We start from the raw sequence: 23,265 nt of genomic DNA on the forward strand, positions 1-23,265 counted from the left end.
CCGCGGAAGCGGTGAGCCGCCCCTCGTCACTCACGTCAGGCCGGCCGCAGCCACACCGTCGCCAGCGGCGGCAGCGTCAGCGTGATGCTGGTGTCCCTGCCGTGGGCCGGTACCGCCTCCGGCTTCAGCGGTCCCTCGTTGCGCACGTCGCTGCCGCCGTACCGGTCCGCGTCCGTGTTGATGATCTCCACCCACGCCTGCGGCCCGTCCGGTACGCCGATGCGGTAGTCCTGGCGCACCACGGGGGAGAAGTGGGAGACGGCGATCAGTGGTGAGCCGTCGGCGTCGTAGCGCACGAACGAGAACGCGTTGTCCTCCGCCGCGCCACCGTCGATCCAGGCGAAGCCCCCGGGATCGGTGTCCCGCTGCCAGAGGGCCGGCAGCGCGTTGTACACGGCGTTGAGGTCCGTGACCAGGCTGCGGACGCCACGGTGGTCGCCGCTGGCCTCGTACGTCTCGTCGAGCAGCCACCAGTCGGGGCCGTGGCCTTCGGACCACTCGGCGCCCTGTGCGAACTCCTGCCCCATGAAGAGGAGTTGCTTGCCGGGGTGGGCCCACATGAAGCCGAGGTAGGCCCGGTGGTTCGCGCGCCGCTGCCACCAGTCGCCCGGCATCTTGCTGACCAGGGCCTGCTTGCCGTGCACCACCTCGTCGTGCGAGATCGGCAGCACGTAGTTCTCGCTGTACGCGTACACCATCGAGAAGGTCATCTCGTTGTGGTGGTACTTGCGGTGGATGGGCTCCTTGGACACGTACACGAGGGAGTCGTGCATCCAGCCCATGTTCCACTTCAGGCCGAAGCCGAGCCCCCCGTGGTCCGTGGCGCGGGTGACGCCGTCCCAGGCGGTGGACTCCTCCGCCATCGTGACGACGCCGGGGTTGCGCCGGTAGACCGTCGCGTTCATCTCCTGGAGGAAGGCGACCGCGTCCAGGTTCTCCCGGCCCCCGAACTCGTTCGGCGACCACTGGCCGTCCTCGCGCGAGTAGTCGAGGTACAGCATCGAGGCCACCGCGTCGACCCGCAGCCCGTCGATGTGGAACTCCTCGCACCAGTAAGTGGCGTTGGAGACGAGGAAGTTACGGACCTCCTTGCGGCCGTAGTCGAACTCCAGGGTGCCCCAGTCCGGGTGCGCGGCCCTGTTCGGGTCGGAGTGCTCGTACAGCGGGCGGCCGTCGAACTCGGCGAGCGCCCAGTCGTCGCGGGGGAAGTGCGCCGGCACCCAGTCCATCAGGACGCCGATCCCCGCCGCGTGCAGCGCGTCGACCAGGAAGCGGAAGTCGTCCGGGGTGCCCATGCGGGACGTCGGCGCGTAGAAACCGGTGACCTGGTAGCCCCAGGACCCTCCGAAGGGGTGCTCGGAGACCGGCATCAGCTCCACATGGGTGAAGCCCAGCTCCCGTACGTACGACGGGAGTTGGGAGGCCAGCTGGCGGTAGCTGAGGCCCGGGCGCCAGGACGGCAGATGGACCTCGTAGACGGAGAACGGGGCCTCGTGGACCGGGCGGTCGCCCCGGTGGCTCATCCAGTCCGCGTCCTGCCACTCGTGGTGGGACGCGGTGACCACCGAGGCGGTCGCGGGCGGCACCTCGGTGCTGCGGGCCATCGGGTCGGCGCGCTGGGTGTGCGAGCCGTCGGGCCGGCAGATGTCGTACTTGTAGACGGCGCCCTCGCCGACGCCGGGGAGGAACAGCTCCCATACGCCGGTGGAGCCGAGGGAGCGCATGGGGCAGGCCGTGCCGTCCCAGTAGTTGAAGTCGCCCGTCACACGGACCCCGCGCGCGTTCGGCGCCCACACGGTGAACCGGGTGCCCTTCACGCCCTTGTGCTCCATCGGCTCGGAGCCGAGCGCCTTCCACAGCTCCTCGTGCCGGCCCTCGCCGATCAGATGCAGATCGAGCTCGCCGATGGCGGGGAGGAACCGGTACGGGTCCTCGACCTCGATCGTGTCGTCCTCGTAGGCGACCCGCAGCAGGTACTCCTCGGGCACGCCGGACAATGGCAGGACCCCGGAGAAGAAGCCGTCGCCGTCGCTCTGCAGTTCGGCCCGCTTGCCCTTGACCACCACCGCCACGCTGCGAGCGTGGGGGCGCAGCGTCCGGAAGAGCACACCGCCCGAGGCCGGGTGCGCGCCCAGGACGCCGTGCGGGTCGTGGTGCTCGCCGGCGAGCAGCCGTCCCCGGTCCGCGTCGTCCAGGGCGGTGGCGGGCAGCACGTTCTTGCTGCCCCCGCCGCGGCGCGGACGGGGCGGGGTGCCGCCGGCCGCGGTCGTCCGCCTGGCCCGGACACGCTTGGCGGGCGGTGGCGGGGCCGACTCGGCAGGTGCGTCCGCGTCGGCGGGGCCGGTGGCCGGAGCGGTGGCGGCCGGCGCGGCGGCGGTGACCTCTGCGGTCACCGGCTTGGCGGTGGGCGGGACCTCGATGGGATCGGACGGCTTGCGGGACGGCTTGCGGGCGGTCACGGAGACAGCCTCCTCGGAAGATGGGTGATGGGTGGCGCAGGTCACGCGGGCATGGCGGCCAGGCGCTGGATCGCGGCCATCGGGACCGGTAGCCAGTCGGGGCGGTTCCGGGCCTCGTACAGGACCTCGTACACCGCCTTGTCGGTCTCGTGGGCGCGCAGCAGCTCCGGTTCGGCGCGCGGGTCGGAGCCCGCCGCGCGGGCGTAGCCCTCGCAGTACGCGGCACGGCAGCGGGCCGCCCATTCGGGGTTCCACGGGTGGTGCGAGCGGGCCGCGTAGTCGAAGGAACGCAGCATCCCCGCGACGTCGCGCACCGTCGGCTGCGGGCTGCGGCGCTCGGGCAGCGGCCTGGAGGGCTCGCCCTCGAAGTCGATCAGTGACCAGAAACCGTCCTCCCCGCGCAGGGTCTGGCCCAGGTGCAGGTCGCCGTGGACGCGCTGGGCGGCCCAGCCGCGCCCCGTGTCCCCGAGTGCCGCGACGGCGTCGAAGGCGGCCCGCAGCCCCGGTACGTACGGGACGAGCGCCGGGACCGCCTGTGCGGTCGCCTCCAGGCGTTCCACCATCCCGGCCACCAGGTCCCTGGTCCGGTCTTGGGCCAGGGACGGCGTCGGCAGCGCGGCGGCGAGCGCCGTGTGCACCTCGGCCGTCGCCCTGCCGAGGGCATGGGCCTCGGCGACGAAGTCCCGCCCGTCGGTCAGGGCGGCGAGCGCGAGCTGCCACCCGTCCTGCGCGCCGTGCAGGAACGGCTGCAGCACGCCGAGCGTGAGCGGTTCCGGGCCCGTGTCCGCCTCGAACCAGGCCACCGGTGCGGGTACCCGGCCGCAGCCCTCACGGCCGAGCGCGAGCGGCAGTTCGAGATCGGGGTTGGTGCCGGGGAAGACCCTGCGGAAGATCTTCAGGATGAGCGCGTCCCCGTAGACGAGCGAGGAGTTGGACTGCTCGGTGTCCAGGAAGCGCGGCGTGAGACCCGGTGGGATGGGCTGCGCGCGGTCGAAGCGGAGCGGGCCGAGGGATCCGGGGTTGCGGAGCCGTTCCAGCAGGAGGGCGGCGACGCGCGGGTCGTGCAGCCCCTCGTACAGGGTGCGGCCGGCCAGCGGTCCTTCGGTGACCTGGCCGATGCGTGCGTCCGCCAGCCGCTGGGGCAGTGCGGTGCGCACGCCGAGCAGGAGCTGGTAGCAGTCGCCCTGCGTCTGCGCGGGGCGGCCGCTCGGCTGGTGGACCCGGACGAGCAGGTGCAGCAGCCCGGGGCCCGTGCCCGTGGCGTCCAGTGGCAGTATCTCCGTCGCCGCGACGAGCGAGAATCCGGTGACGGGCTGCCCCTTGCCGGCGAACCACCGCTGACGGGGCACCCACTCGTGGAGCAGCGGGGCGAGTGACGGCAGCAGCGCCGTGGTGCCCGTGGCGCTCGTATGTCTTCTTGTCGTCTTTCTCGACGTTGTGTTCTTCGCCAGGGCGACTCGAGTGGATGCAGCCTCCGACATGGCATCGCGTCCTTTCCCCGGGCACACCACAGGATGCGAAGAGTGTCCCGGATTGCGGCAATGGCTGTCCGGCTGTGCGGGACGTGTCGGGTGAGGAAAGTCCGTACGGACTCGACCAAAGAGGATCATGGGCCCTCAGGAACCCCGAAGAGCTCCATATGGGGTCAGAGTGCCCCCTGCGGGACGGCGGAAACCGCCCCGCAGGTGACGCCGGTCAGTTGATGCGCCGTCAGTTGGCGGGCAGTGGCGGGATGCCGGCCGGAGCGTCCTTCCGCATGCGGAACCAGTAGAAGCCGTGGCCGGCGAGAGTGAGCAGGTAGGGCCACTGGCCCACGGCCGGGAAGCGCACCCCGCCGATCAGCTCCACCGGATGACGTCCGCTGAAGTCGCGCAGATCCAGCTCGGTCGGCTGCGCGAACCGCGAGAAGTTGTGGACGCACATCACGAGGTCGTCCTTGTACTCACGGGTGAACGCGAGGACCGCCGGGTTCGACGACGGGAGTTCGCTGTAGGAGCCGAGGCCGAACGCCGGGTTCTGCTTGCGGATCTCGATCATCCGGCGCGTCCAGTGCAGCAGTGAGGACGGCGAGGCCATCGACGCCTCGACGTTGGTGACCTGGTAGCCGTAGACCGGGTCCATGATCGTGGGGAGGTAGAGCCGCCCCGGATCGCTGGAGGAGAAACCGGCGTTGCGGTCGGGCGTCCACTGCATCGGGGTGCGTACGGCGTCGCGGTCGCCCAGCCAGATGTTGTCGCCCATCCCGATCTCGTCCCCGTAGTAGAGGATCGGGGAGCCCGGCAGGGACAGCAGCAGAGCCGTGAACAGCTCGATCTGGTTGCGGTCGTTGTCCAGCAGGGGCGCGAGTCGCCGGCGGATGCCGATGTTGGCCCGCATCCGCGGATCCTTGGCGTACTCCGCGTACATGTAGTCGCGTTCCTCGTCCGTGACCATCTCGAGCGTGAGCTCGTCGTGGTTGCGCAGGAAGATGCCCCACTGGCAGCCGGACGGGATCGCGGGGGTCTTCGCCAGGATTTCCGAGACCGGGTAGCGGCTCTCGCGCCGTACGGCCATGAAGATCCGGGGCATCACCGGGAAGTGGAACGCCATGTGGCACTCGTCGCCGCCGGCCGTGTAGTCGCCGAAGTAGTCGACGACGTCCTCCGGCCACTGGTTGGCCTCGGCCAGCAGCACGGTGTCCGGGTAGTTGGCGTCGATCTCCTTGCGGACCCGCTTGAGGAAGTCGTGGGTCTCCGGGAGGTTCTCGCAGTTGGTGCCCTCGCGCTGGTAGAGGTAGGGCACGGCGTCGACGCGGAAGCCGTCGATGCCGAGGTCCAGCCAGAAGCGCAGTGCCGAGATGATCTCCTCCTGCACCGCCGGGTTCTCGTAGTTGAGATCGGGCTGGTGCGAGAAGAAGCGGTGCCAGTAGTACTGCTTGCGGACCGGGTCGAAGGTCCAGTTGGACGTCTCCGTGTCGACGAAGATGATCCGCGCGTCCGGGAACTGCTTGTCGTCGTCGGCCCAGACGTAGTAGTCGCCGTACGGCCCGTCCGGATCGGTGCGGGACTGCTGGAACCAGTCGTGCTGATCGCTCGTGTGGTTCATGACGAAGTCGATGATCACGCGCATGCCGCGCTGGTGCGAGGCGTCGACGAACTCCACGAAGTCGGCGAGGTCGCCGAATTCGGGCAGCACGGCGGTGTAGTCGGAGACGTCGTAACCGCCGTCCCGCAGAGGCGACTTGAAGAACGGCGGCAGCCAGAGGCAGTCGACGCCCAGCCACTGCAGATAGTCCAGCTTGGCGGTGAGGCCCTTGAGGTCACCGACGCCGTCCCCGTTGGAGTCCTGGAAGGACCGGACGAGTACCTCGTAGAAGACGGCGCGCTTGAACCAGTCGGGATCGCGGTCCTTGGCGGGAGTGTCCTCGAACAGGTCGTGGACAGGCTCATTGACGATCATGGTGTGGGTGACCCTCCGGTCGGCGGGGACGGTCGCAGGACCGCGATGTGCGCGGGTGTCACACCCGGTTCGAGGCGCACATAGAAGGTCCTGCCCCAGTGATAGGTGTCGCCGGTGAGCTCGTCGCGCACCGGCACGCTCTCGTGCCGGTCGAGGCCGAGGCGCGGCATGTCCAACGAGACCGTGGCCTCCTGGGTGTGGTGGGGGTCGAGGTTGACGACCACGAGGACGGTGTCCGTGCCGGAGCGCTTGCTGTAGACGATCAGCGCCTCGTTGTCGACCGAGTGGAAGTGCACGTCGCGCAGTTGCTGGAGCGCCGGATGGCGACGCCGGATCCGGTTGAGGGAGGTGATCAGGGGAGCGATCGAGCGGCCCTCACGTTCCGCCGACTCCCAGTCCCTGGGCCTGAGTTGGTACTTCTCGGAGTTCTGGTACTCCTCGCTCCCGGGACGCACCGGGGTGTTCTCGTACAGCTCGAAGCCCGCGTACACGCCCCAGGAGGGGGACAGCGTCGCGGCCAGCACGGCCCTCGCCTCGAAGGCCGGACGTCCGCCGTCCTGGAGGTAACCGGGAAGAATGTCGGGCGTGTTCACGAAGAAGTTGGGCCGCATGTACGAGGAGCTCTCGCCCGAGAGCTCGGTGACGTACTCGGTGAGCTCCTGCTTCGTGTTACGCCAGGTGAAGTACGTGTACGACTGCTGGAAGCCGACGGAGGCCAGCGCGCGCATCATCGCGGGGCGGGTGAAGGCCTCCGCCAGGAAGATCACGTCCGGGTCGGTGCGGTTGATGTCGGCGATCACCTTCTCCCAGAAGACCACCGGCTTCGTGTGCGGATTGTCGACGCGGAAGATCCGTACGCCGTGCTCCATCCAGAACCGCAGGACACGGACGGTCTCGGCGACGATCCCGCTCAGGTCCTTGTCGAACGCGATCGGATAGATGTCCTGGTACTTCTTGGGCGGGTTCTCGGCGTAGGCGATGGTCCCGTCCGGGCGGTGGTGGAACCACTCGGGATGCTCCGTCACCCAGGGGTGGTCCGGGGAGCACTGGAGCGCGAAGTCCAGCGCGATCTCCATCCGCAGCCTGCGGGCCGTCTCCACGAAGTGGTCGAAGTCGTCGAGGGTGCCGAGACCGGGGTGGACGGCGTCGTGGCCGCCCTCGGCCGAGCCGATCGCCCAGGGCACCCCCGGGTCGTCGGGGCCGGGGGTGAGGCTGTTGTCCGGGCCCTTGCGGTGGGTGGTCCCGATGGGGTGGACCGGTGGCAGATAGACGACGTCGAAGCCCATCGCGGCCACGGCCGGAAGCCGTTCGGCGGCGGTCCGGAAGGTGCCGCTGACCAATCTGGTGGCCGGCTGGGGGATGTCCGCCGTGACAGCCGGAGCCTTCTTCCGCGTGGCGGCGGCGGTCTTCGCCGTCCTCGTGGCCCGCGGCTTCCGGGCGGGCTTCGGCGGAGCCACCGGCTCCTGCCGCGCACCCTCGGAGCGCGGGAACAGTTCGTACCAGGAGCCGTACAGCGCGCGCCGGCGCTCGACGGTCAGCGGCAGCGGACGGGACGCGGTGACCAGCTCGCGCAGGGGGTGGCGGCCGAGCGCCTCGTCCACCTCGGCGGTCAGCGCGGCCGCGAGCCGGGAGGCCGCGGGGCGGTCCGTGTCACGCAGCGCGTCGACGGCGGCCAGCACGGCCTCACGGCCGTCCTTCTTCGGTACGCCCTCGGCGGCGCGGGCGTACAGCTCGGCCCCCTCGTCGAGGACCAGGGCGGTGTCGATGCCCGCCGGGATCTTGATCTGCGCGGCCACGCGCCAGGTGGTGACCGGATCACTCCACGCCTCGACGGTGTACGTCCAGCGGCCCTCGGACCCGGGGGTGACATCGGCCCCCCACCGGTCCGTGCCCGGGGCCAGCTCGCGCATCGGCGTCCAGGGGCCGGGCCGTCCGTTCGGGTCGCACAGGACGACGTTGGCGGCAACGGCGTCGTGGCCCTCGCGGAACACGGTGGCGCTGACCTCGAAGGTCTCGCCCGCGACGGCTTTGGCGGGCCGTCTGCCGCAGTCGACGAGCGGACGTACGTCCAGGACGGGAATGCGACCGATCATGGAATCACCTGGGGGTCGGAGCTCGGCATGCACGGCGCGCGGCGTGGGCGTGAGGGGCTGACCGCGCGCGCCGCGATGGTGGGGTTGCGTCCTTTGTAGCTGCTCGACTGTCGGCTGGCGGGCTGTGGGCATGGCAGCTCCTGTCCGCGTTCACTCGAATGGCAGGTGCACGGACGGATCGTGCTCGGACCGGGGCACCTGGGATGTGCAGCGCGGGGTGTTTCCGGGGGAGCCTTCCCACCGCTTTCGGGCGGTCAATCCCGACGGTGTGTTAACTCCTGGGTGCGACGGACGCACGCGCTGTGGGCCGCGCGCCGGTCCCCCGGCCGTCACGCGGGCACCTGTGAAGCCTTCCCTGTGGTGCGGGGTGCCACAAGTCCGCGTGAGGTGAGGAAATCAGCCATATCGCCCGTGACAGAGGGGTACGTGACTGGTGCATCTGGCCCATGGGGCGCGCGGGGTGCGAGGGGCCGGAGGCACTCGCCGGGCCCCGGTGGCAGGGGTGGTCCAGGAGCCGGCAGCGGGAGGGCGCGCGCCGTGCGGTGCCGGGGGCCGGGGCGGGCGTGCCGCGCCGCACCGGGCCCACTGAGCCGGTCGCGCGCCGTGGTTGCGTGCGGGGGTGCACCGCTACCGTCGAGGGTGACGGAGAGGGCGCCCACCGTCGTGCGTCCCCTCGGATCCGTACGTCCCCTGTAAAGGTGGGATACGTGAAGGCCATTCGTCGGTTCACCGTGCGCCCCGTCCTCCCCGAACCCCTGCGACCGCTCAGCGACCTCGCCCGTAACCTGCGCTGGTCCTGGCACACCGAGACCCAGCGGCTCTTCCGTGCCGCCGACCCGGAGGGCTGGCGGCCCGCGGACGCCGACCCCGTGCGTCTGCTGGGCGCCGTCTCCGCGGCACGCCTCACCGAGCTGGCCGGTGACCAGCAGTTCCTGCGCCGCCTCACCGAGGTGTCCGACGGACTCCGGGAATACCTCGGCGGCCCGAGGTGGTACCAGGACCAGCTCTCCCAGGGCGCGGAGCTCCCCGCTGCCGTCGCCTACTTCTCCCCCGAATTCGGGGTCACCGCCGCCCTGCCCCAGTACTCGGGCGGGCTCGGCATCCTGGCCGGCGACCATCTGAAGGCCGCCAGCGACCTTGGCGTGCCGCTCATCGGGGTCGGCCTCCTCTACCGCCACGGCTACTTCCGCCAGAGCCTGTCCCGGGACGGCTGGCAGCAGGAGCACTATCCCGTCCTCGACCCCAACGAGCTGCCGCTCACCCTCCTGCGGGAAGCCGACGGCGCCCCCAGCCGGGTGGTGCTCGCCCTGCCCGGCGGCCGCTCGCTGTACGCCTCGGTATGGCTCGCCCAGGTCGGGCGTGTCCCCCTGCTGCTCCTGGACTCCGACGTCGAGGAGAACGCACCGGGGGAGCGGGATGTCACCGACCGGCTCTACGGCGGCGGCAGTGACCACCGGCTGCTGCAGGAGATGCTGCTCGGGATCGGTGGTGTGCGGGCCGTGCGCACCTACTGCCGGCTGACCGGGCACGCGGCCCCCGAGGTGTTCCACACCAACGAGGGGCACGCCGGATTCCTCGGCCTGGAACGCATCCGGGAACTCTCCGAGACGGGCCTGGACTTCGACGCCGCCCTGGAGGTCGTGCGGGCCGGCGCGGTCTTCACCACGCACACTCCGGTCCCCGCCGGGATAGACCGTTTCGACCGCCAGCTCGTGGCCCGTCACTTCGGCGACGACGGCGAGCTGCCGGGAGTCGGTGTCGAGAAGATCCTGCGCCTCGGGACGGAGACCTACGAAGGCGGCGAGCCCGGCCTCTTCAACATGGCGGTGATGGGGCTGCGGCTCGCTCAGCGTGCCAACGGGGTCTCCACCCTGCACGGGGCCGTCAGCCAGCAGATGTTCTCCGGCCTGTGGCCGGGGTTCGACCCCTCCGAGGTGCCGATCACCTCGGTGACCAACGGGGTGCACGCCCCGACCTGGGTCGCGCCCGAGGTCCTCCGGCTGGGTGCCGGCACCTTCGGTTCCGAACGCGCCGAGAACGCCCTCGCCGGTGCCGACGTCGGCCTGGAGGCGGGCCCCGACGGCGGGGCGGCCGGCACCCCCAGGCGCTGGGACGCCGTGACCGCCGTCCCCGACCGTGAGGTCTGGGAGCTGCGCCGGGGGCTCCGCGAACAGCTGGTCACCGAGGTGCGAAGGCGGCTCTACGCCTCCTGGCGCAGGCGCGGCGCGGGCACCGCTGAACTGGGCTGGATCGACGGTGTGCTCGACCCGGACGTGCTGACCATCGGCTTCGCCCGCCGGGTGCCCTCGTACAAGCGGCTGACGCTCATGCTGCACGACCGCGACCGGCTGCGGGCGCTGCTGCTCCACCCGACGCACCCGATCCAGATCGTCGTCGCCGGCAAGGCGCACCCCGCCGACGACGGCGGCAAGCGGCTGATCCAGGAGCTGGTGCGCTTCTCCGACGACCCGCGGGTGCGCCACCGCATCGTCTTCCTGCCGGACTACGGCATGGGGATGGCGCAGAAGCTCTACCCGGGCTGCGACGTCTGGCTCAACAACCCGCTGCGCCCGCTGGAGGCCTGCGGCACCAGCGGGATGAAGGCGGCGCTCAACGGCTGCCTCAACCTCTCGGTGCGCGACGGCTGGTGGGACGAGTGGTTCGAGCCGGACTTCGGCTGGGAGATCCCCACCGCCGACGGCTCCGCCACCGACGAGGAGCGGCGCGACGAGCTGGAGGCCAATGCCCTCTACGCGCTGATCGAGGACCGGGTCGCCCCCCGCTTCTACGACCGCAACGCCGAGGGCCTGCCCGAGCGGTGGATCGAGATGGTCCGCCGCACCCTGGCCACCCTCGGCCCCAAGGTCCTCGCGGGCCGCATGGTGCGTGAGTACGTCGAAAGGCTCTACGCGCCGGCCGCGCAGTCCCGGCGGGTGCTCGAGCCCAAGGCCGCCCGCGAGCTCGCCGCGTGGAAGTCCAAGGTGCGCGCGGCCTGGCCGCAGGTGGCGGTCGGCCATGTCGAGGCCTCCGCCGACACGGTCGTCGGCGGTTCCGCCGAGCTGGGGTCCACCCTGGCGCTCCGGGTCCGGATCGCCCTGGGCGGTCTCGACCCGGAGGACGTGGAGGTGCAGGTGGTCGCGGGACGGGTGGACTCGGGGGACGCGATCGCGGAGGCCCAGACGTTCCCGCTGAAGCCGGCCGGCGGTCACGACCTGGAGGACCGCCGGCTCTACGAGGGCCCGCTCGCCCTCGACCGCACGGGGCCCTACGGCTACACCGTGCGCGTCCTGCCCGCGCATCCGCTGCTCGCCTCGGGTGCCGAACTCGGCCTGGTCGCGGTGCCGAACGCGTCCACGGGTGACGGCGGCGGAGTGCTCCTGCGCTGACGGATGCCGCTCGCGGTGGGTCCGGTGTGCCTGCGCGCCGGACCCACTTCCGCGTCCGCGCGGCCCATCGGTGTATACGGCTGAGGTGCTTTTCGTTCCGATCTCGCTAACATGACAGCCCTGCGGGTGTGATCCTGCGGCCACCGACGTGACAGCGAGGCGTCCTGGCGGACGCGAGTGGAGGTCAGCACGGTGAACGGCGGCGGAGGCCGAGCGAGACGCCTGACCCGTCGGCTGGCCGTGCAGAACGGCGCCGGCCGGCAGCTGTACATCCGCCGGCCCGCCCCCCTCGGGCGGCCGCGGGGCGACGGCTTCACCACCGCCGCGCGGATGCGCTGGCTCAACGAGGCGAGTACCCGGATCGGCACCACGCTCGATCTGGAGCGGACCGCTCAGGAGCTGGCCGCGTTCAGTGTCCCGCGGCTCGCCGACGCAGCCGCGGTCGATCTGCTGGAGTCCGTGCTGCGCGGCGAGGAGGGCGAGCGCGTCACCGGCACTGCGGTGCCCGTCACCCGGGCCATGGCCGTCCGGACCGTCCCCGCGCTGGAGGGACTCGAACCCTCACCGGTGGGCGAGGTGGTCGACCGCCGGGAGCGCCGCGAGACACTCCTGACCACCGAGTGCCTGCGCAACGGCCGGCCCGTGATGGTCAGCCGGATGACTCCGCAGGACTTCGCGCGCGTCGCACCGACGGCGAGCGCCGAGGTCGCGATGCGCCGTCAGGGTGTCCACAGCTACATGGCCGTCCCGTTGATCGCCCGAGGCGTCCTGCTGGGCTCCGCGGACTTCGTACGCGCCGGCGACAGCCCGCCATTCCACCGCACCGACCTGGAGCTTGCGGGACAACTCGCCTCCATGGCGGCGGTGTTCATAGACAACGCCCGGCTCTACGGCCGTGAACGCGAGCACGTCGTCTCGCTCCAGCGCTCCCTGCTCCCGCGCGTCACGCCGCACACGCCCGGCCTGCGGGTGCACGCCCACTACGCGCCGGCGGTCGAGGCGCACGGGGTGGGCGGCGACTGGTACGACGTCGTGGCACTCCCCAGCGGGCGTACGGCGCTGGTCGTCGGCGACGTCACCGGCCACGGTCTGCCCGCCGCCGCCACGATGGGCCGGCTGCGGACCGTCGCCCGTACGCTGATGATGCTGGACATCGCCCCCGACCGGCTGCTCGCCCGGCTCGACCTGGCCACCCGCGACCTGGAGGACGACCAGGTCGCCACCTGCCTGTGCGCGGTCTACGACCCGGCGGACTCCAGCTACACGATCGCGAGCGCGGGGCATCCGCCGCCGCTGCTGGCGGAAGCCGACGGGAGCGCCCGCTATCTCGACGTACCCGTCGGAGCGCCGCTGGGCGCCGGGGTCATCCCCTACGACCCGCTGCGGTTCCGCGGCCCGGTGGGCGGACAACTCGTGTTCTACACCGACGGCCTGATCAAGACACGTACCGACGACGTGGACGTACAGCTGGAAGGACTGCGCGCCTCCGTCGCCGCGATGACGCCCGAGCAGCTCGACGCCGGCGGCCCGCTCACCTCTCCCCGGCAGGACGACGGCCGGTTCGACGAGGCGGTCCTGCTGGTCGCGGGGGGCCATGTGCTCTCCCCCGAGGTGCGGTTGCGCGAATGGGACCTGCCGACGGAGGGCAATCCCGCCTCCACCGCCCGCAAGCTCGTCACCGAGCAGCTCGCACAGTGGGACCTGTCCGAACTCGCCGACGTGACGGAGCTGGTGGTCAGCGAACTGGTCGGCAACGCCCTGCGCTACGGCGGCGGTCCCGGCCGGCTCCGGCTGCTGTGCGACGAGCGGCTCCAGGTGGAGCTGGCCGACACCGGGCCCGACCTGCCGCAGATCCAGCACGCCGACGTCAGCGACGAGGGCGGCCGGGGTCTCCAGCTCATCAACTTGCTGTGCCGCAGGTGGGGTTCGTGCCGCACGGCCACCGGCAAGATCGTCTGGGCCGAGCAGAACGTCCCCGGCCGGGACGTGGACTCGGCCCCCTGACGCACGCGACGGCCCCGGGGAGCGTACTCCCCGGGGCCGTCCCCGTTCAGTGGTGCGCGTTCCGGGCCGACGCCTGCTCGGCGTTCCCGGACGGTGCTCAGAAGGTGAGCTTGACGCTGTTGAAGGTGCCGGTGTCGCCGGAGTAGGCGTCCTGGATCTTGAGGTTCCAGGTGCCGTTGGCCACCTCGGACGAGGCGTTGACCGTGTAGGTCGCCACCACGTTGTCCGCGGAGTCGCTGGACGAGGAGTTCTTCAGCCGGTACGCCGTACCGTCCGGTGCCACCAGGTCGAGGACGAGGTCACCGCGGTAGGTGTGGCTGATGTTGACCGCCACCGAGAGGGTGCTCGGCGCGTTGCCGGTGACGCCGCTGACGACGACCGGGATGCTGGTGGTGCTCCGGTCGGCGAGCGCCTTCACGGTCGTGTTCTGGAAGACCTTGCCACCCGGGTCGGTGCCACCGCCGGGGCGGGAGCCCACCGCGATGCCGGCCCACGCGTTGGCGACCGCGGTGTACTCGGCGCTGGAGGCGCCGTACAGCTCGGTGGCCACCGCCAGGGTGCCCGTGCGGGCCGCGGCGTAGTTGGTGGTGGAGGTGAACTTCGTGGTGAGCGCCTTGAACCAGATCTGCAGCGCCTTGTCCCGGCCGATGCCGGTCACCGGAAGGCCGTCGGACGTCGGCGAGTTGTAGGACACCCCGTTGACGGTCTTGGCCCCGCTGCCCTCGGACAGCAGGTAGAAGAAGTGGTTCGCCGGGCCCGAGGAGTAGTGCACGTCGACGGAGCCGATGCCCGAGTACCAGTAGTCCTTGGACGCGCCGTCCTGGCTCGGCTTGTCCATGTAACGCAGCGGGGTGCCGTCGCCGTTGATGTCGATCTTCTCGCCGACCAGGTAGTCACCCGGGTCGGCGGCGGTGTTGGAGTAGAACTCCACACCCGCCGCGAAGATGTCCGAGGTGGCCTCGTTCAGACCACCCGACTCGCCGCTGTAGACGAGACCGGCGGTGTTGGAGGTGACGCCGTGCGTCATCTCGTGGGCCGCCACGTCCAGGGAGGTCAGCGGAGCGAGGTTGCCGCTGCCGTCGCCGTAGGTCATGCAGAAGCAGCTGTCCGACCAGAAGGCGTTGACGTAGTTGTTGCCGTAGTGGACGCGGGAGTACGCGCCGACACCGTCGCCCCTGATGCCGCTGCGTCCCATGACGTTCTTGTAGAAGTCCCAGGTCTCCGCGGCGCCGTAGTGCGCGTCCGCGGCCGCCGTCTCGGTGTTGGACGCGCTGCCGTTGCCCCACACGTCGTCGGTGCCGGAGAACAGGGTCCCGGTGCCGGACGTGCCGCGGTTCAGGTTGTACGTCTTGTGGTTGCCGCGCGCGGAGTCGGTCAGGTTGTACGAGCTGCCGGAGCCCGAGGTCCCCAGGGTCACCTGACCGCTGTACTGCGTGTTGCCGGTGCCGTTCTCGATGGCCTGCCACTCGAAGAGCTTCGCGCCGGAGGAGGCGTCCGTGATGACGTGCAGCTCGTTCGGGGTGCCGTCGTGCTGGAGGCCGCCGACGACGGTCTCGTACGCGAGCTGCGGGGTCCCGCTCGCCGCCCAGACGACCTTGCGCGGCGCCCTGCTCGCCTCGGTGCTCTTCGAACCGTCGGCCCGGGCCGCGGTGAGCGCCTGCTTCTCGGCGGTGGCCGGTGCGACCTCCGCACTGGTGCCGACCGCCTTCAGCTGGGCGCCGGTCGCCTTGGACGCCTTGGTGACGCCCTGGGTCGTGCCGGACTTCGACTCGGCCACGACCAGGTCGCCGCCGAGGACGGGGAGACCGTCGAGCGTGCGCTCGTAGCGGGTGTGGGTCGTGCCGTCGACGTCCTTGACGACATCGCGGACCACGAGCTTCTCCGTGGCGCCGAGCCCCAGGTCCTTGGCGGTGGCCGCCTTGGTGGAGTTGGCCTCCCGGAGCAGTTCGGCACGCTGGGCGGGGGAGAGCTTCGCGGGGAGTGCGCCGGGGTCGGCTCCCTTGACCGCGGCGGCGGGAGCCGCAGTGGCGCCTTCGGGGGCGGCCGTTGCGGCACCGCCCTGCATTCCGACGGCGAGGAGAGCTGCTGCGGCTATCAGAGCGCCGGTCGCGGTGGCACGACGGCTGTGCGTGGATCTCACGCGGACTCCTTCTGCGAGGGGGCGACGGCCGACTGGGTGAGCCGGCCGGGCAAGGCAGGCGGTGCGCGGAACGGGGGAAGAGTGCCACCGCGAGCATGTGCCTGTCAGGACCGCGTCAACACATTGGCCGGAACTCGTCCGTTGCCGGAATGGTCGTGTTCGTTAACCGGACGTTTCACTGTGTGTCATCCATGTGGCCCCGTATGTCGCCGAGGAGGTCAACTGCCTTACAGCGCAAGGTGGAGAGGGGTCTCCATCGGTAGCCGTCGGATTCGGGGCCCGCAGAGGGAAGCGGACGGGGACCAGGGGCTGAGACGGCGCGCCGGGATGGCCGGATCCGTGCCGGACGCCGGCCCGGCAGGCGGCTCAGCCCGTGGGTGCGGTCTCGCCGGCTCGCCGGCGGGGAGCGGCCGCATCAAGCCGGGTGGCGGCCGCCGCGGGCCCCCGGGCCGGCGAGTGCGGGCCGGAGGGGGCCTGCGGACCGGGCGCGGGGACGGCGCCCGGTCCGCAGGCCGGGCCGCGTGCGGCGCCCGCGCCCGGGGGCCTCAGGCCAGGCTCTCCCGCCACGCGCGGTGCAGGCCCGCGAACCGGCCCGTGCCGCCGATGAGTTCGGCAGGGGCGCCGTCCTCCACGATGCGGCCGTTCTCCATCACCAGGACCCGGTCCGCGATCTCCACGGTCGACAGACGGTGCGCGATCACCACGGCGGTCCGCCCGTGCAGCACGGTGTCCATGGCCCGCTGCACCGCCCGCTCGCCCGGGACGTCCAGCGAGCTCGTGGCCTCGTCGAGGATCAGGACGGCGGGATCCGCGAGCAACGCGCGAGCGAAGGCCACGAGTTGGCGCTGCCCGGCGGAGATCCGGCCACCCCGCTTACGGACATCCGTGTCGTACCCGTCGGGCAGGGCACTGATGAAGTCGTGCGCCCCGATGGCCTTGGCCGCGTGCTCGATCTCCTCGCGCGTCGCCTCCGGGCGGCCGATCGCGATGTTCTCGGCGATCGTCCCGGAGAACAGGAACGCCTCCTGGGTCACCATCACCACACCCCGCCTCAGCTCGGACGTCGCCAGGTCGCGCAGATCGGTACCGTCCAGCAGGACCCGGCCCTCCGTCGGGTCGTAGAAGCGCGCCAGCAGCTTGGCCAGCGTCGACTTGCCCGCGCCCGTCGAGCCCACCACGGCCAGGGTCTGGCCCGCGGGGATCGTCAGACCGAAGCGCGGGAGGACCTCGCCACCGGTGCGGTAGGCGAACCGCACCCCGTCGAACGTGACCGTCCGGCCCGGGTGCTCACCGGCGAGTACCGGCAGCTCCTTCGGCGCCCCGGGCTCCGGGACCGTGGGTGTCTGCGCCAGCAGGCCCGCGATCTTCTCCAGTGAGGCGGCCGCCGACTGGTAGGAGTTGAGGAACATCCCGAGCCGGTCGATCGGGTCGTACAGCCGTCGCAGATAGAGCACCGCAGCGGCCAGCACGCCCAGCGCCAGCGTTCCCGACGCCACCCGGTGGGCTCCCCACAGCACCATCGCGGCCACCGCCGTGTTGGCGACGAGCCGTGAGCCGACGACGTAGCGGGCCATCTCCAGCAGCGCGTCGCCGTTCGTCCGCTCGTGACGGCGGTTGAACACCGCGAAGTCCTCGTCGTTGGCGCGCTCCCTGCGGAAGGCCTGCACGGGGCGGATCCCGTTCATCGTCTCGGCGAACTTCACGATGACCGCGGCGATCGCCGAGGAACGCGCCGAATAGGCCTTGGCCGCCCGCCGCCGGTAGCTCCGCACCAGTAGGTACAGCGGGGCGAAGGAGGCCACGGCGATGGAGCCGATGCCGAGGTCCAGCCAGAGCAGCATCAGGGAGATGGCCACGAACGACAGGACCACCCCGATGAGTTCCTGCAGGCCCTCGCTCAGCAGCTCGCGCAGGGACTCCACGTCCGTCGTCGAGCGGGAGATCAGCCGGCCCGAGGTGTAGCGCTCGTGGAAGTCCACACTCAGCGCCTGCGAATGGCGGAAGATCCGCCCGCGCAGGTCGAGCAGCACGTCCTGGTTGATCCGCGCGGCCACCCGGATGAAGGCGTACTGGAGGAGCCCCGCACCGACCGAGCACACCGCGTATCCGATGCCCACGGCGGCCAGCGGACCGTAGTCGTGGTCACGGAACGCGGGCACACCGCTGTCGATGGCGTACGCGACGAGCAGCGGCCCCGCCTGCACCGCGGCCTGCTGGACGACCAGCAGGAGGGAGGCCACGACCACCCTGGCCCGCAGGGGCCCGAGCAGGGAGGTCAGCAGCGCCCAGGTCGCGCCCCGGGGCGTGGGCAGGGCGTCGGCGTCGAACGGGTCCGCCCCGCCGGCCCGCCGGCCGGACTCCTCCTCGGACAGGTCCTCACCGGCGAGGGCCGGCCCGTCGGCAGTCGTACTGGTCATCGGGCGCTGCCCTCCTCGGGGACAAGGACACCGGTGTCGTGGGCACCGGACATCAGCCAGGCGTATTCGGCGTTGGTGCGCAGCAGTTCCTGATGGGTGCCGACGGCGCTGATCCGGCCCTCGGACAGCAGGGCCACCCGGTCCGCCAGCATCACCGTGGACGGCCGGTGGGCGACGACCACCGCGGTCGTCTCCTCCAGCACGCGCCGCAGCGCCGCCTCCACCAGCGTCTCCGTGTGCACGTCCAGGGCGGAGAGCGGGTCGTCGAGCACCAGGAAGCGCGGCCTCCCGACGACGGCGCGGGCCAGCGCGAGGCGCTGCCGCTGGCCGCCGGAGAGGCTCAGCCCCTGCTCACCGACCTGTGTGTCGACGCCCTGCGGAAGCTCGTGGACGAAGTCGGCCTGGGCGACCGACAGGGCCCGGCGCAGCTCCTGTCCGCTCGCGCCCTGCGCACCCATCAGCACGTTCTCCCCGACGGTCGCCGAGAAGAGGGTGGGCTCCTCGAAGGCCACCGACACCAGCTCCCGGAGCCGGGACCTCTCCATGCCTGCGACGTCCTCGCCGTCCAGCAGGATGCGGCCGCCGGTGACATCGTGGAGGCGGGGGACGAGCGCCGTCAGCGTCGTCTTGCCACAACCCGTGGCGCCCACCAGGGCCATCGTCTCGCCCGGACGGATGCGCAGATCGATCCGGGCCAGGACGGGCGGTGAGCCGGGCTCGGCGTCGGGGTAGCGGAACTCCACCCCTTCGAAGACGATGCCCTGTCCGCTCCCCTCCGCCCGCTCTCCACGGAGCGCGGGCTCCGGCTCCTCCGCGACGTCCATGACCTCGAAGTAGCGGTCGGCGGCCGTCGCCGACTCCTGGCTCATCGCCAGCAGGAAGCCGATCGACTCGACCGGCCAGCGCAGCGCGAGAGCCGTCGAGAGGAACGCGACGAGCGTGCCCGCGGACAGACCGCCGTCGGCGACCTCGATCGTGCCGAGCACCAGCGCGGCACCGATCGCCAGCTCGGGAATGGCGGTGATGAGCGCCCAGATCCCCGCGAGGAGCCGTGCCTTGCCCAGCTCCGTGGTGCGCAGCCGCTGCGCGAGCGCGCGGAAGGCCAGCGCCTGGCTGCGGTTGCGGCCGAAGCCCTTGACGATACGGATGCCCAGCACGCTCTCCTCGACGACGGTCGTCAGATCACCGACCTGGTCCTGGGCCTTGCGCGCCACCAGCGCGTACTTCGTCTCGAAGAGCGAACACAGGACCATGAGGGGGACGGCGGGCGCGAGCAGCACCAGCCCCAGTGACCAGTCCTGGGCGAACAGGATGACGAAACCGACCAGGATCGTCGTGGCGTTGACCAGCAGGAACGTCAGCGGAAAGGCGAGGAACATCCGCATCAGCATCAGATCCGTGGTCCCGCGCGAGAGCAGCTGTCCCGACGGCCAGCGGTCGTGGAACGCTACCGGAAGCCGCTGCAGATGGCGGTAGAGGTCGGCGCGCATCGACGCCTCGACCCCGGCCAGCGGCCGGGCCACGAGCCACCGCCGGAGCCCGAACAGCGCGGCCTCGGCGATCCCCAGCAACAGCAGGAAGAGTGCCCCCAGCCACACCCCGCCCGGATCACGGTCCGCGACGGGGCCGTCCACCATCCACTTCAGGATCAGCGGGATCACCAGGGCGAGACAGGACGCGAGTATCGCCACGAGGGCCGCGCTGATCCAGCGAGCACGCACCGGTCTGACATAGGGCCACAGTCGCAGGAGGGAGCGCACGGCGGACCGGTCCGTGGGCTCTGCAGGTTTTCCGGGCATCAGGAGCGAGCCTAAGGTTCACCACTGACATCGCTCACGTGGTTTTCCGGTCACGCGCGGTGGGTCGCAGTGCCCTGTCGACCGATCGGCTGACGCCGCTACGAGCGGGACGGCGGATACCGGCGCCGCCCGTCCGCCGGAATCCTGTCGGGCGCGATCATCGAAGTGGACGGGGTCCGGAGGACACCCGCGAGGGCGGCATCCTCGGCTGAGCCCGCCCCCTCACCCCGCCACCCGCAGCAGCAGCACCGACCTCCCCTCCACCGTGAGTGCCGTACCGCCCCGGTGGAGGGAGCCCGGGGCCGCGGACTGGTCCTCACGTGAGGTGTCCAGCACCAGTTCGTAGGACTGCGCCCAGGGCGGGCCAGGAAGCAGGAAGTCGCAGGGCCTGTGGTCCGCGTGCAGGACCGCCAGGAAGCTGTCGTCGGTGATCTGCCCGCCCCGGGCGTCACGGCCCGGGATGTCGCGTCCGGACAGATAGAGACCCAGCGTCGCCGCCGGGGCGTACCAGTCGCCCTCCGTCATCTCCGTACCCTGCGAGGTGAACCACGCAAGGTCCCGCAAGCCGTCCGGGGCCTGTGGGGTCCCGGCGAAGAACGCGCGGCGGCGCAGCACCGGATGGCGGTGTCGCAGGGCCAGTACCCGTGCGGTCAGCTCGGTCAGCTCCCGCCACCGGGGCTCCTCCAGGAGCGACCAGTCCAGCCAGCTGACCTCGTTGTCCTGGCAGTAGGCGTTGTTGTTGCCGCCCTGCGTGCGCCCCATCTCGTCGCCCGCCACCAGCATCGGCACCCCGGTCGACAGGAGCAGTGTGGTCAGGAGGTTGCGCAGCTGCCGGCGGCGCAGGGTGTTGACGTCCGGGTCGTCGGTCTCGCCCTCGGCCCCGCCGTTCCAGGCGCGGTTGTCGTCCGTCCCGTCGCGGTTGCCCTCACCGTTGGTCTCGTTGTGCTTCTGTTCGTAGCTGACCAGGTCGCGCAGGGTGAAACCGTCGTGCGCGGTGACGAAGTTGACCGAGGCGTAGGGGCGCCTGCCGCCCCAGGCGTACAAATCGCTCGATCCGGTGAGCCGGTAGCCGATGTCGCGTACGTCGGGCAGTGCACCGCGCCAGAAGTCGCGCACGGCGTCCCGGTAGCGGTCGTTCCACTCGGTCCACAGCGGCGGGAAGGCTCCCACCTGGTAGCCGCCGTTGCCGACGTCCCACGGTTCGGCGATCAGCTTGACCCGGCGCAATACCGGGTCCTGGGCGATCACGGCGAGGAAGGGGGAGAGCATGTCCACGTCGTGCATCGAGCGGGCGAGCGCTGCCGCCAGGTCGAAGCGGAAGCCGTCGACACCCATTTCCGTCACCCAGTAGCGGAGCGAGTCCGTGATCAGCCGGAGGACCTGCGGCTGCACCACGTGCAGGGTGTTGCCGCAGCCGGTGTAGTCCGCGTAGCGGCGGGCGTCCTGCTGGAGCCGGTAGTAGCCGCGGTTGTCGATACCGCGCAGGGACAGCATCGGGCCGAGCTCGCCGGCCTCCGCCGTGTGGTTGTAGACCACGTCGAGGATGACCTCGATCCCGGCGTCGTGCAGGGCGCGCACCATCTGCTTGAACTCGCCGACCTGCTGGCCGGTGGTACCGCTCGCCGCGTAGTCCGCGTGCGGCGCGAAGTAGCCGATCGAGTTGTAGCCCCAGTAGTTGTGCAGCCCGCGCCGCAGCAGGTGGTCCTCGTGGGCGAACTGGTGGACCGGGAGCAGTTCGACGGCGGTCACCCCGAGGCGCCGGAGGTGGCCGATCGCGGCGGGGTGGGCGAGTCCGGCGTAGGTGCCGCGCAGCTCGGGCGGGATGTCCGGGTGGAGCTTGGTGAAGCCGCGCACGTGCAGTTCGTAGATGACCGAGTCCGCCCACGGGGTCTTGGGCCTGCGGTCCTCCGCCCAGTCGTCGTCGTCGTGCACGACGACCGCCTTGGGGACGTACGGCGCCGAGTCCCGGTCGTCGCGCACGGTGTCGGCGACGTGCTGCTCGGGCCAGTCCCTCACATGGCCGTACACCTCGGGCGGCAGGACGAACGAGCCGTCCACCGCGCGGGCGTAGGGGTCGAGGAGCAGCTTCGCCGCGTTCCATCGGGCGCCGGTCCAGGGGTCCCAGCGGCCGTGCACCCGGTAGCCGTAGCGCTGTCCCGCGCCCACGCCGGGGACGAAGCCGTGCCAGATCTCGTGGGTCAGCTCGGTGAGCGGGAGCCGGGTCTCGGTGCCCCGCTCGTCGAAGAGGCAGACCTCGACGGCCTCGGCGCCGCCCGCCCAGAGGGCGAAATTGGTGCCCGCCACTCCGTCCGGCCCGACCCGGAAGCGGGCGCCCAGCGGCATCGGGGCACCCGGCCATACGGGTGGTTTGTCCGCCCCGTCTCCCGGGGCCGGTCCGGCCGCCGTCACCCGTCCCGTCGTACGCGGCGTTTCCTCCTGCTCGGCTGTGCTCGACACCTCTCAGCCTCCTGCGGCTCGTAGGAGCGGCCACCCGGCAGAAGGAGTGCGCGGCGTCCCGGCCGCGCCCTTCCTGGCGGTGTCCTCCCCTCTGTTCTGCCCACCGGCGGCCCCGCACTCACGTTTCCCCGGGGCGGCCGCGTCGTTGGGGGAGCGTGAACCACGTAGCGAAGAGAGCACGGGCGGGTTCGGCCGCCGTGCTGACATGGGCAGGACTGTTCACCGTGCCGGCCGTACTGACGGGCTGCACCGAGGCGACGTCGTTCTTCGGGGACGACCGCTCACCCGGGGAGGCCATCCGGATCGCCCCCGAGGACGGCGCGGAGAACGTCGGCGCGGACAGCCGGCTCGAGGTGACCGTCCCCGACGGGCGGCTCGAACGGGTGAAGGTGACCCGGATCCAGGACGCGGAACACCAGGAGGTGCCGGGCAGCATCGCGAAGGACGGCAGGTCGTGGGCCCCACGGGACAGCGGGTACCGGCTCGGGCTGGCAGGGAAGTACAGCGTGGAGGCCGTCGCCGTCGACGGCGACGGCCACCGCTCGGCCCGCAGCACGACGTTCACCACCCTGGTCCCCAAGGACCGTTTCATCGGCTACTTCAAGCCGGAGAACCGGTCCACCGTGGGTACCGGCATGATCGTCTCCTTCGACTTCAACCGCCCCGTCACCAGGCGTGCCGCGGTGGAGAGGGCCATCAGGATCACCACGGAACCCGAGGTGGAGGTGGTCGGCCACTGGTTCGGCAAGGACCGGCTCGACTTCCGCCCCGCCGCCTACTGGAAGCCGGGCACCGAGGTCACCGTCGACGTGGGCCTGCGTGATGTGGAGGGCTCACCGGGGGTGTACGGCAGCCAGCGGAAGAAGATCACCTTCGAGGTCGGCCGCTCCCAGACGTCCGTGGTGGACGCCCGGGCACACACCATGGAGGTACGCCGCGACGGTGAGGTGGTCAGCACGGTGCCCATCACCGCGGGAGCGGCGAAGACGACCACGTACAACGGCAGGATGGTGGTCTCCGAGCTGCACGACGTGACCCGCATGGACGGCAGCACCGTCGGCTTCGGCGGTGA

Annotated in this window: 11 protein-coding genes; 3 read left to right on the forward strand and 8 right to left on the reverse strand. The window is 71.3% G+C overall.

Annotated features, from left to right (window positions below; all coding sequences use genetic code 11):
- Positions 1–35 precede the first annotated feature (35 nt).
- From glgB to BFF76_RS07075, 4 genes are all read right to left on the reverse strand, one after another.
- Positions 36–2,459: a 1,4-alpha-glucan branching enzyme gene (gene glgB, locus BFF76_RS07060; protein WP_079122335.1), complete on the reverse strand. Its 2,424-nt coding sequence runs from the start codon at positions 2,457–2,459 to the stop codon at positions 36–38.
- A 41-nt stretch (positions 2,460–2,500) separates the two neighbouring features.
- Complete coding sequence (locus tag BFF76_RS07065; RefSeq protein ID WP_065847645.1) at positions 2,501–3,940, reverse strand: maltokinase N-terminal cap-like domain-containing protein; 1,440 nt, start codon at positions 3,938–3,940, stop codon at positions 2,501–2,503.
- Between the two features lie 229 nt (positions 3,941–4,169).
- On the reverse strand, positions 4,170–5,897 hold the full coding sequence (gene treS, locus BFF76_RS07070; RefSeq protein WP_053929354.1) for a maltose alpha-D-glucosyltransferase: 1,728 nt from the start codon (positions 5,895–5,897) through the stop codon (positions 4,170–4,172).
- Positions 5,894–7,990 carry an alpha-1,4-glucan--maltose-1-phosphate maltosyltransferase gene (locus BFF76_RS07075; RefSeq protein ID WP_065847647.1) on the reverse strand — a complete coding sequence of 699 codons (2,097 nt, stop codon included), beginning with the start codon at positions 7,988–7,990 and terminating at the stop codon, positions 5,894–5,896. Before BFF76_RS07075 ends, treS begins: the two co-directional genes overlap by 4 nt.
- 707 nt (positions 7,991–8,697) lie before the next feature.
- On the opposite strand from BFF76_RS07075, the gene glgP reads away from it, so the two are divergent.
- Both glgP and BFF76_RS07085 read left to right on the forward strand, forming a co-directional pair.
- Positions 8,698–11,376, forward strand: a complete 2,679-nt coding sequence (gene glgP / locus BFF76_RS07080; protein WP_065847649.1) for an alpha-glucan family phosphorylase — start codon at positions 8,698–8,700, stop codon at positions 11,374–11,376.
- 177 nt (positions 11,377–11,553) lie between these two features.
- Positions 11,554–13,380, forward strand: a complete 1,827-nt coding sequence (locus tag BFF76_RS07085) for a SpoIIE family protein phosphatase (RefSeq protein WP_031091562.1) — start codon at positions 11,554–11,556, stop codon at positions 13,378–13,380.
- Positions 13,381–13,477: 97 nt separating this feature from the next.
- On the opposite strand, the gene BFF76_RS07090 is transcribed toward BFF76_RS07085, so the two are convergent.
- From BFF76_RS07090 to glgX, 4 genes are all read right to left on the reverse strand, one after another.
- Positions 13,478–15,520, reverse strand: a complete 2,043-nt coding sequence (locus BFF76_RS07090; protein WP_065847651.1) for a M4 family metallopeptidase — start codon at positions 15,518–15,520, stop codon at positions 13,478–13,480.
- A gap of 545 nt (positions 15,521–16,065) precedes the next feature.
- A complete protein-coding gene (locus BFF76_RS07095; RefSeq protein ID WP_065847653.1) occupies positions 16,066–17,937 on the reverse strand; it encodes an ABC transporter ATP-binding protein in 1,872 nt (623 codons plus the stop codon).
- A complete protein-coding gene (locus BFF76_RS07100; protein WP_065847655.1) occupies positions 17,934–19,736 on the reverse strand; it encodes an ABC transporter ATP-binding protein in 1,803 nt (600 codons plus the stop codon). Before BFF76_RS07100 ends, BFF76_RS07095 begins: the two co-directional genes overlap by 4 nt.
- 222 nt (positions 19,737–19,958) lie before the next feature.
- Positions 19,959–22,193, reverse strand: coding sequence for a glycogen debranching protein GlgX (glgX, locus tag BFF76_RS07105; RefSeq protein ID WP_065847657.1), 2,235 nt, complete (start codon positions 22,191–22,193; stop codon positions 19,959–19,961).
- A gap of 155 nt (positions 22,194–22,348) precedes the next feature.
- On the opposite strand from glgX, the gene BFF76_RS07110 reads away from it, so the two are divergent.
- The coding region (locus BFF76_RS07110) for a L,D-transpeptidase family protein (RefSeq protein ID WP_065847661.1) at positions 22,349–23,265 on the forward strand (917 nt) is incomplete at its 3' end.

It is taken from the genome of Streptomyces mutomycini, from assembly GCF_001700505.1.
Taxonomy (GTDB): Bacteria; Actinomycetota; Actinomycetes; order Streptomycetales; family Streptomycetaceae; genus Streptomyces; species Streptomyces mutomycini.